Genomic DNA, 10,517 nt, shown 5'->3' with positions numbered 1-10,517 from the left:
CTCCTTATTTCACTTCTGGCTGTTGATTGGCTGCCGCATCAATGACATCGACACCAACCGCCTGCGCGATTTTTTGATCAAATTCAGGACGGAAATATTTAATCGCACTCATCAGTGGTTCCATCGCGCCCGGTGCATGCGCACAGAATGTTTTACCAATCCATAAGTCACGCGTCAGGCCTTCTAGTTTTTCGACATCGCCCACTTGCCCTTCACCATCATTGATAGCGGTAAGCAATTTGACACCCCACGGCAGACCATCGCGGCATGGTGTACACCAACCGCACGATTCGCGTTGAAAGAAAATCTCAAGGTTGCGCAGTAATGGCACCATGTCTTGTGATTCATCAACAACCATAATCAGACCAGTACCCATACGGCTACCCGCATTTTGAATGGTGTCAAAATCTACCACCACATCCAAATGTTCTGCGGTCAAAAAGTCAGTCGAGGCGCCGCCCGGTAGCCAAGCTTTCAGTGTTTTACCATCTTTCATACCACCAGCCAAATCTTCGATGATTTCACGAGCGGTATAACCAAATGGTAGCTCCCACAAACCGGGGTCATTGACCAAGCCTGAGCAACCAAACAGTTTCGTGCCTGGCGTTTTACTTTTACCTTTAACATCAGACAACGACTGATACCATTCAACGCCATGATTCAGGATGGCTGGCATATTACATAAAGTCTCAACGTTATTGACAACCGTTGGTCTGCCCCATGCACCAGAGATTTGCGGAAAAGGTGGTTTGGTACGCGGGTTAGCACGGCGACCTTCCAAGCAGTTAATCAATGCTGTCTCTTCACCACATATATAGCGCCCAGCGCCAGTATGTACATGCAGATTAAAGCTAAAGTCTGAGCCAAGAATGTTATCGCCCATTAGATTATTGGCCAAGCATTCTTCGATAGCAGTAACCAAGCGCTGAGCAGCTAAAATGTACTCACCGCGGATAAAGATATAACCGTCAGTCGCCCCGATAGCATGCGCAGTGATAAGCATACCTTCGATCAGCTGAAATGGTAGGCGCTCCATCAATAGACGGTCTTTAAACGTACCCGGCTCCATCTCATCAGCATTACAGATAAGATAACGCGGCAAACCGTCTGGCGGCGACATGAACGTCCACTTCAAACCAGCGTTAAAGCCCGCACCACCGCGACCTCTGACGTTGGCAGCTTTAATCATATCACCGACTGCTTTAGGCGACTTAGATAAGGCTTCTTTTAAACCAGTAAAGCCTTTTAGAGATTCATAAGTGGATAAATCAAGCACGGCATCATGATGCGCCAAACGCCAAGTCAAAGGCTTAGTTTCGCTGGTAGCTGTCTCTTTATCACCATAGATTGGAACACGCTGTGCATTTAGCTGGCTTGGTGCTTGGCCTTGACCGCGACGAGCAATTTGCTCTGAAATCGTTAAACTCATGCGTATAGCTCCAATAATTGCGCGACCTCGGAGGGCTGCACAGGGCCATAAGTATCTTCGTCTATCAGCACCGCAGGCCCTTTATCACAGTTACCTAAGCAGCAAATCGGTAATAGCGTAAAACGACCATCAGTGGTCGTCTGACCATACTCAATGTTTAGTTGCGATCTGATTTCAGCCGATAACGCCTCATAACCTGTCAAATAACAAGCCACTGAATCACAAATAAGAATCACGTGGCGACCGACAGGCTGACGATAGATACGGTTGAAAAACGTGGCAACGCCGTCCATATCTGACATCGGAATATCTAAGATATTAGCGATGGCATTCACTTGCGCATCATCGACCCAACCGTTGCGCTTTTGCACGATTTTCAGCGCATCTAGCGAGGCGGCACGCGCCTGCGGATAATGATGCATAAACTCATGAATGGCAGCAATTTCCTCAGCAGTGAGGATACTTGCCACATCTACTTTTGGCATTTTGTCGGAAACAATTTTCATAATCTTCTATCTTTCCTCACTCATCACGCTTTATCACACTACATTGACGGTCTAAACACTGACTATCATTGCACTGAAATATTACAGCATTTTGGTGTGCCATTTGGCAGTAATATATTGATTAACTTATCTTTTTTCAAAACTATAATTCTTTGAGCAAAGCACTATTCTTAGATTAAAGCACTGTTTAGATTAAAGCACTAGCGATCACAATCCGCCATCACAATATCAATCGATGCCAAGTACATAATGGCATCAGATACGAGCGAACCATTAATGACTGATGGCATCTGCTGCAAATGCGCAAATGTCGGTGTACGAATACGGGTACGATAGCTCATCGTCGCCTTATCTGAGGTAATGTAATAACTATTCAGACCTTTAGTCGCTTCTACAATCGTCGTACATTCGCCAGCTGGCATCACAGGACCCCAAGATACGGAGATAAAGTGATTAATTAAGGTCTCAATATCGTTTAGCGTACGGTCTTTTGGTGGTGGCACGGCTAATGGGTGGTCTGCCTTGTATGGACCTTGTGGCATGTTATCCATACACTGACGGATGATACGTAATGACTGGCGCATCTCTTCAACTTTTACCATACAGCGATCATAAGCATCGCCGTTGTAGCCAACTGGTATCTCAAAGTCGTAGTTTTCATAGCCCATATAGGGACGTGCTTTGCGTAGATCAAAATCCACACCAGTGGCACGTAGACCAGCGCCAGTGACGCCCCAAGCAAGTGCTTGCTTGGCATTATACTGAGCAACACCTTGAGTACGGCCTTTTAGTACACTGTTTTGTAATGCCGCTTTGACATACTCGTCCAAGCGTTTTGGCATCCAATCTAAGAACTCACGAACCAGACGCTGCCAACCACGTGGCAGGTCAGCAGCTGTACCGCCGATACGGAACCAAGCGGGATGCATACGATAGCCAGTCACGGCTTCGATCACGTCATAGGCTTTTTGGCGATCGGTAAACATATAGAATACAGGGGTCATACCACCCGCATCCTGAATGAAAGTACCGACGAATAGTAAGTTGTTGGTAATACGGAAAAACTCACTCATCATCACGCGGATGGTTTCAGCGCGCGGTGGAATGGTAATCCCAGCAAGCTTTTCGACCGACATAATGTACGGTAGCTCGTTCATCACACCGCCGAGATAATCGATACGGTCGGTATAAGGAATGTATGAGTGCCACGTTTGACGCTCCGCCATCTTTTCTGCACCGCGATGGTGATAGCCGATATCAGGGATACAATCAACGACTTCTTCACCATCCAGCTGTAGTACTAAACGGAAGGCACCGTGAGCAGAGGGATGGTTAGGACCGATGTTCAAGAACATAAAGTCTTCATCACGACCTGAACGCTTCATGCCCCACTCTTCTGGAACAAAACGCAGGTTTTCTTGCTCGTATTGCTGCTTAGCCGTATTCAAGAAGTATGGGGTAAATTCAGTCGCTCGCGCATGATACTCTTTGCGCAGTGGGTGACCTTCCCAGTATTTCGGTAATAAAATACGGGTCAAATGCGGATGTCCCGTAAAGACAATACCGAACATGTCCCAAACTTCACGCTCGTACCAGTTGGCATTTGGCCAAATCTGCGTAGCGCTCGGTACATTGACGTCGTCTTCGCTCAGCGCGACCTTGATACGGACATCACTGTTACGCTCAAACGACATCAAGTGATAAAACACCGTAAAGTCACTGTCAGGCATGCCTTGGCGATGTTGGCGCAAGCGCTCATCTATCGCTGACAAGTCAAATAGCATGACGTAAGGCTTAGGCAATTTACGTAGGAATAAGAGAATATCCAGCAAATCAGCACGCGCTACCCAAACCGTTGGAATCTCATCAACAGTGTGCTGCACCACGAACTTACCGGCATATTTATGCTCCAGCTCTTTGATAACGGCTGGAACAGGCTTAATCTTAGGATCTATGTTTTCGACTACCGTGACCATGAATGATGTATTCCTTCATTAATCATAACTGAACTATTTCAACCATAACTAAGCTATGTTAATCATAACCGAACTATGATGAGCGCATAAGACGTTGAGGTTGTTACTGTGAATCTAAATGCTATCTAGAATCTAAATACTGTCTGGACTACGCAAGTTTTTGACCGCGATACGATCGGCTTGCTTACGGTCACGCTCAGGGGTCATTTGTGGCTTGTAGATACCCTGCTCATTGACATGAATACCCAGCGGACGACGCTCTTTGGTAATAGACTCTTGTAGTAGCATCAAGCCTTGAATCAGCGCTTCTGGACGCGGCGGGCAACCTGGTACATAGACATCGACAGGGATGATTTTATCCACGCCTTGCACGACCGAATAGATATCATACATGCCGCCTGAGTTGGCACAAGCACCCATCGAGATGACCCATTTTGGCTCAAGCATTTGCTCATAAAGACGCTGAATAACGGGTGCCATTTTGACAAAACAAGTACCAGCGACGATCATTACATCTGCCTGACGCGGTGAGGCGCGAATAACTTCTGCCCCAAAGCGTGACAAATCATGAACCGCCGTCAGAGTAGTGGCATATTCGACATAACAGCAAGAGGTGCCAAAGTTAAATGGCCACAGTGAGTGCTTGCGCCCCCAGTTTGCAGTCGAGTGAACGAGGTCTTCTAGGCGACCCATAAAGACGTTTTTATTGACTTCGTCTTCGATAGGATCGTTGACCGTTTGACTGGTCTGTGCAGGATAGACATCTGCATCAGGGTTGGCTTTTGTTAATGTGTATTTCATAACATACAACCTTTATATTAGGCTCAGCAGGGCAATTATCTTGCCAGCACCAGCGCCATAACTTCTATTATTAATAAATGGCTAATCATTAACGATCATCAATATAAACAAACGTTTTTATATCTGGCTGCTCATCTTTTTTACGAACGCTATAAGCTAAGATCAACAGCTGGCATTAACGCCCCGCTTTGTCTGGCTGTGCAGACGTCGCAAAGTCCACAGAAGTAACGTTACCCGTGGTGTTAATATGATCGATGTTCTGTAAATGACGACGATTGGTCTCAATATTGTTAGAAACATTAATCTGTCCTGAAGACTGCGCTGGTATCTTACCCGTCGGGTCAACCATCAACTCATCGACACCATCGAACTTGGTGATGTCCGCCCAATTAAAGGGCGCAGGCGCCGCATAGAGACGTGCTTTTTTACGCAGCTTGTCAGCAGGCGCCCAGTTCATTGCACCCAAGCTCAGCTCATAGATCAAACCGATAATAAGGATAGTGATAAAAGTAGCAGCAGCGGCAAAACCAAGCCAGCCTGCCTCTCGCACGGAGACCGCATAGGCGTATAAGTACAACGCCTCTAAGTCAAAGATGACGAAGAAGATGGCGACCAAGTAGAATTTGGCAGACAAACGAATACGGGCGTTGCCAGATCCGACAACACCCGCTTCAAATACTTCTTCTTTTTGTGAGCCCTGAGAGCGACCGCCAAGCAAGCGCGGAACGACCAGCATAAAAACAACTAGCCCAATAGCGGCTAAAATAAACGCAACTGCTGACCAATTAAAAGCAGACATGATAATACGTGCTCCTCACCCAATCGAGTGTCAAGCGCAGCGCAGATACACCCATTAAGGCAATTTTGCGACAGGCGTAACGCAGACGAAAACACAAAGTAACTGTCATCGAGTCACTTTTTATCAGTAATTCGATGATGATTATAGGTACTGTGCTGGTAATAACCAATTATCAAGCTTATTGACGACGGTGTCAGACGTGCCCAACTGTAGAATCCCGATACGCGCGCGGAGAAAGCTGGTCGCCTAACGCATCTTCTAACAACGTAAGATCAACGTATTAAATCAATATCATATTTGATGTTTTATTTAATTGATTTAATAGCTCATTACACGTGGTCAATAGTGACGTGACAACTGGCATAAATTATTTACGTACTATACGCATATCATGGTTCAAAAGCTAGTTTTTAACTGCATTGGACGGTCACTTTATAAGCGAAAAAAACATATTTTTTTATCTATAAATTATGATATAGACGTTACCTTATATTAACACCAAATCCTTACTTTTTATTACCAACCGTCATCAGTAGCGTTGCTGCTAAATATTGCATGCTTTATCATGCCATTGTCATCAGCCAACTCCTTACCCAAAGTTATGGTTTTTGCTTTATAATAGCACAGCCAATTTTAATGGCACATTTTCAATAAACAGCACACTCTATTACTTTAATTGCCTGATTAATTTGATTAAAAATATCGCCACGATATCGACTTTAATCATACACGCCGCGTTCGTTTAGCCACGATACTATCAGCTCTACCCTCTTTTTTGCTTTTGTCTTACAGGTCACGTTATGAGTCAACTTAATCCCAAACAACAAGAAGCGATGCTCTACGTATCTGGTCCATTACTCGTATTAGCAGGTGCCGGATCCGGTAAGACCTCGGTGATTACGCGTAAGATTGCCTACCTGATCGAAGAATGCAACATGCCTGCTGAGCGCATCACGGCGGTGACCTTTACCAATAAAGCGGCACGTGAGATGAAAGCGCGGGTAAGCAAGCTGCTACCAAGTGAAAAAATGCGCGGACTGACCGTGTCAACTTTTCACCAGTTTGGCTTGCAGTTTTTGCGCTATGAGCTGATTCATACGCCGCTAAAAGGCAACTTCTCCATCATGGACAGCGACGATAGTAAGCGTTTGCTGATGGAGCTGATGATGCGCGATAACTTAAGCGGGGCTGAAAGTCGCGAGCTGGTTGGTAAAGCCATTAAAATGATTTCTGATTGGAAAAACGATCTGATTGAACCTGACAAGGCGATGGAAACGTTAGACGATCCAGAAGATATGATTTTTGCGACCTTGTATGCGCTTTATGAGCGTAATTTGCGCGCTTATAATGCCGTCGATTTTGATGATTTGATTGTACTGCCCACCAAAATCCTGCGTGAAAACAGAGAGCTGCGTGACAAATGGCAAAACCGCATTCGCTATCTATTGGTCGATGAGTATCAAGACACCAATACCGCCCAGTACGAAATGATTAAATACCTGGTCGGGCCGCAAGGGCGCTTTACCGTCGTGGGTGACGATGACCAATCTATCTATGCATGGCGTGGTGCTAAGCCTGAAAACATGGCGCTGCTCAAAGAAGACTTTCCGAAACTAAAAATCGTCATGCTTGAGCAAAATTATCGTTCGACCACGCGTATTTTGACCTCTGCTAACGCCGTGATTATGAATAACGAGCATTTATTCGAAAAGAAACTGTGGTCAGATAAAGGTCAAGGCGAAAAAATCCGCATTATCAACTGTCGTAATGATGACGACGAGTCCGAGCGCGTGGCGAAAGAGATCGTCACTCATAAATTACGCTTTGGTAATGAGTGGGAACAGTACGCTGTCCTCTACCGCAGTAACTTTCAGGCGCGCATGTTGGAAGCGCAATTGCGTCAGCTGCAAGTGCCTTATAAGTTGTCCGGCGGTCAGTCTTTCTTTGCGCGTAGTGAAATCAAAGACATCATGGGCTATCTGCGTCTGATTTTGAACCCTGAAGACGACAGCGCGTTTTTACGGATTATCAATACGCCTAAGCGCGGCATGGGACCTGCGACCCTCGAAAAGCTTGGTTTGTTTTCGCAAGAGCATAGCATCTCATTATTGGCCTCTTGCACGCACGCTGGTCTTGCTCACGTATTGCCATCGAAGGCTTATGGCACGATAAAAGAGTTTGGTGAATTCATCGAGCATTATACCCGCGAGTTGGATCAACATCCTGACCCCGTGCCAATCGTGCGCCAGATGATTGATGAAACCGGTTATATTGACTTTGTTCGTAGCGATGCCAAAACGCCACAACAAGAAAAAAACCGTATCGATAATATCGATATGCTTTATACCAGCATTCAATCGTTGATTAATCGCGCCGAAGAGGATGAAGACCGTACCATTGATACCATCATTCGTAAACTGGTGTTGCTCGATATGCTTGAGCAACAGCAAGAAGAAGAGAACACCAACAAGGTCAACCTAATGACTTTGCACGCGGCAAAAGGCTTGGAGTTTGATTTCGTTTATATCATGGGCCTTGAAGAAGAAATGCTGCCACATCGCAACTCTATCATGAGTGAGACGGTCGAAGAAGAACGGCGTTTGATGTATGTGGGTATCACCCGCGCCCGTCGTGAGCTGACGTTGACCTTGGCGACTCAGCGCCGAGCCGGTGGGCAGATGCGCGTCACCTCTGAATCACGCTTTTTAGACGAATTACCAGAAGATCATATCGACTGGCCGGCCAAAGCGAAAAAGAAAAAAGCCACGAAGGATCCAGAAGCCGTCGCTGATGAATATCTGGCCAATATTCGTGCCTTACTGGGTAAACGCTAGACCGATAAAAATTATAACATGGCTAGTTTAGTGGCTAGAACGTGCACTAGCCTCTAGCCATGTTACATTGAGCGCCAATCATTAGCATGAGGCTAATGATTGGCAAAAACCTATTCACTCACTACTTTGGAACGATTATGCCTGCTCCCACGCCTACTCCTGATCGTCAGCCAACCTTGCAGGCAGATTATAATCCGTTAGAATATAGTGCCGAATATAAGCTGTTATATTTACAGGAATTGGTCGCTAAAGACTCGCATAGCGACATTGCTGAGTTCTTAATCAAGCAGTCAGAGTATGAGATTGCCAACCTACTCGAATCCTTTCCGACGCAAGCACGGCGTATCATCTGGGCACAAGTCCCCGATAACTTAAGAGGTGAAGTCCTCGCTGAGCTGGACGTAGATACGCGCCAGCCCTTGATGGAAAACATCTCTTCAAAAGAGATATCGCTTTTTACCCAAGACCTTGATGCACAAGATATCTCTGAGATTTTAGACACCGTTACTGAGAGCGTGCGTACCTCAGTCATGGCGACTTTAGATGAAGATATTAGGATTCAGGTTAATAAGCTCGATACCTATGCCGACTGGGAAGTTGGTAGCTATATGGATCCCGACCTCATCCAAGTAAAAGATGATATTACTCTGGCGCAAGTACAGCACTGGCTGCGCGAAAACGATGACTTACTTGATGATCAAAGCCAAGAACTACTGGTCGTCGATCAAGGCCAGCAGTTACTTGGGCTACTCAGTCTGGTCGATTTGATCAAGCATGATCAGAATACCTTGGTCTCAGCGCTGATTGATAAAGCTATTACCATTAACGACCGCTTAGACATTCAAGATGCTGCCGCGATTTTTCGTTCAGAAGACATTCGTTTCGCGCCAGTGATTAATAGTCATGGCGAGCTGGTTGGTCAATTAAATGGCGAAGACATCATGGAAATTATCCAAGATGATGTCGACAGCACCATGAAAAACCTTGCCGGTGTCAGCCAAGATGAAGAGTTGTTTGCACCCATCCTAACCAGTGCAAAAAGTCGTAGTATTTGGCTGGGCATCAACTTGTGTACCGCGCTTTTGGCGGCAGCGGTGATTGGACAGTTTGAGGAAGTATTGGCAAAGGTGGTAGCACTGGCAATCCTCATGCCAGTGGTCGCCAGCATGGGCGGTATCGCCGGCTCTCAGACACTCACGGTTGTCATCCGTGGTATGGCAATGGGTCAAATTGGTGGTTCTAACCGTGTCTGGCTCCTAAACAAAGAACTGTGGGTTGGCGCGATAAACGGTATCATTTGGGCGATAATCATGGCATTTATTGCCCAATTATGGTTTGATGATATCAAAATCAGCGCCGTGATTGGCTTTGCGATTGCGATTAACATGACCGCCGCTAACGTTTCAGGTATTAGTATACCGCTGATGCTAAAGCGGATGAATATCGACCCTGCGCTATCTGCTTCCGTTATTTTGACCACAGTAACCGATATCGTCGGTTTTATGTCATTCTTGGGCTTGGCGAGTGTGCTGATACTTTAATTGAATATTAAGTGACTGAATCAATAATTACCCAGTCAACATATAGAAATGCTATTTACATAGAGGTCTTGTTACATAGAAATCTTGAATAACTTTTATTCAAAATCACAATTTAAAAACCATCAAATCGTTAAGTGAGTGCGTTATGCAAGCTGTACAAGTAAAAGTATTAAATCCTAAAATCGTTGAAGATAAAGCGTTTTCCTTACCGACTCGCGCCACCGATGGCAGTGCAGGTATCGACTTACGTGCTTGCATTGACGAGCCTTTGACCATTAAAGCAGGCGCAACGCATTTGATCGGTACTGGTCTCGCTGTGTATATTCAAGACCCCAACTATGCTGGTATGATTTTGCCGCGCTCAGGGCTTGGGCATAAGCACGGTATCGTCTTGGGTAACTTGGTCGGATTGATTGATGCGGACTATCAAGGTGAGCTGATGGTCAGTATTTGGAATCGTAGTGGAGACGACTTTGTGCTCAATCCAGCAGAACGTATGGCGCAATATATCGTGGTGCCTGTTGTCCGTCCTGAGTTTGAAGTTGTCGCAGAATTCAGTGATGAAAGCGTACGCGGTGCTGGCGGGTTTGGACATTCGGGTCGTCACTAAGACGATTAATCTGTATAGATA

At 45.8% G+C, this 10,517-nt stretch carries 8 protein-coding genes; 3 read left to right on the top strand and 5 right to left on the bottom strand.

Going from position 1 to position 10,517, the window contains the following annotated elements; genetic code table 11:
* Positions 1–4 precede the first annotated feature (4 nt).
* From nuoF to ndhC, 5 genes are all read right to left on the bottom strand, one after another.
* The gene (gene nuoF, locus AAEY72_RS09070) at positions 5–1,429 is read right to left on the bottom strand and encodes an NADH-quinone oxidoreductase subunit NuoF (RefSeq protein WP_352310271.1); all 1,425 of its coding nucleotides are present in this window, start codon (positions 1,427–1,429) and stop codon (positions 5–7) included.
* Positions 1,426–1,935, bottom strand: a complete 510-nt coding sequence (gene nuoE / locus AAEY72_RS09065; protein ID WP_240216825.1) for an NADH-quinone oxidoreductase subunit NuoE — start codon at positions 1,933–1,935, stop codon at positions 1,426–1,428. Before nuoE ends, nuoF begins: the two co-directional genes overlap by 4 nt.
* 200 nt (positions 1,936–2,135) lie before the next feature.
* On the bottom strand, positions 2,136–3,911 hold the full coding sequence (gene nuoC, locus AAEY72_RS09060; protein WP_189586443.1) for an NADH-quinone oxidoreductase subunit C/D: 1,776 nt from the start codon (positions 3,909–3,911) through the stop codon (positions 2,136–2,138).
* Positions 3,912–4,043: 132 nt separating this feature from the next.
* A complete protein-coding gene (locus AAEY72_RS09055; RefSeq protein WP_010198893.1) occupies positions 4,044–4,712 on the bottom strand; it encodes a NuoB/complex I 20 kDa subunit family protein in 669 nt (222 codons plus the stop codon).
* A gap of 175 nt (positions 4,713–4,887) precedes the next feature.
* A complete protein-coding gene (ndhC, locus tag AAEY72_RS09050; RefSeq protein WP_240216826.1) occupies positions 4,888–5,511 on the bottom strand; it encodes an NADH-quinone oxidoreductase subunit A in 624 nt (207 codons plus the stop codon).
* A gap of 800 nt (positions 5,512–6,311) precedes the next feature.
* Between ndhC and AAEY72_RS09045 the strand changes: the two genes are divergently transcribed.
* From AAEY72_RS09045 to dut, 3 genes are all read left to right on the top strand, one after another.
* The gene (locus AAEY72_RS09045; protein ID WP_194620361.1) at positions 6,312–8,345 is read left to right on the top strand and encodes a UvrD-helicase domain-containing protein; all 2,034 of its coding nucleotides are present in this window, start codon (positions 6,312–6,314) and stop codon (positions 8,343–8,345) included.
* 137 nt (positions 8,346–8,482) lie between these two features.
* Positions 8,483–9,886: a magnesium transporter gene (mgtE, locus tag AAEY72_RS09040; protein WP_352310270.1), complete on the top strand. Its 1,404-nt coding sequence runs from the start codon at positions 8,483–8,485 to the stop codon at positions 9,884–9,886.
* 145 nt (positions 9,887–10,031) lie between these two features.
* Positions 10,032–10,496 carry a dUTP diphosphatase gene (gene dut / locus AAEY72_RS09035; RefSeq protein ID WP_010198884.1) on the top strand — a complete coding sequence of 155 codons (465 nt, stop codon included), beginning with the start codon at positions 10,032–10,034 and terminating at the stop codon, positions 10,494–10,496.
* Positions 10,497–10,517: the final 21 nt, after the last annotated feature.

The sequence above is a fragment of the Psychrobacter sp. W2-37-MNA-CIBAN-0211 genome (assembly GCF_040309405.1).
Classification (GTDB): Bacteria; Pseudomonadota; Gammaproteobacteria; order Pseudomonadales; family Moraxellaceae; genus Psychrobacter; species Psychrobacter glaciei.
Note: the sequence above shows the minus strand (reverse complement) of the source record. Positions and strands in the feature narration are given on the sequence as shown.

What these genes read in the sequence shown, in the direction of transcription:
- nuoF (WP_352310271.1), bottom strand. Translation starts at nt 1,429, where the DNA reads ATGAGTTTAACGATTTCAGAGCAAATTGCTCGTCGCGGTCAAGGCCAA.
- nuoE (WP_240216825.1), bottom strand. Translation starts at nt 1,935, where the DNA reads ATGAAAATTGTTTCCGACAAAATGCCAAAAGTAGATGTGGCAAGTATC.
- nuoC (WP_189586443.1), bottom strand. Translation starts at nt 3,911, where the DNA reads ATGGTCACGGTAGTCGAAAACATAGATCCTAAGATTAAGCCTGTTCCA.
- AAEY72_RS09055 (WP_010198893.1), bottom strand. Translation starts at nt 4,712, where the DNA reads ATGAAATACACATTAACAAAAGCCAACCCTGATGCAGATGTCTATCCT.
- ndhC (WP_240216826.1), bottom strand. Translation starts at nt 5,511, where the DNA reads ATGTCTGCTTTTAATTGGTCAGCAGTTGCGTTTATTTTAGCCGCTATT.
- AAEY72_RS09045 (WP_194620361.1), top strand. Translation starts at nt 6,312, where the DNA reads ATGAGTCAACTTAATCCCAAACAACAAGAAGCGATGCTCTACGTATCT.
- mgtE (WP_352310270.1), top strand. Translation starts at nt 8,483, where the DNA reads ATGCCTGCTCCCACGCCTACTCCTGATCGTCAGCCAACCTTGCAGGCA.
- dut (WP_010198884.1), top strand. Translation starts at nt 10,032, where the DNA reads ATGCAAGCTGTACAAGTAAAAGTATTAAATCCTAAAATCGTTGAAGAT.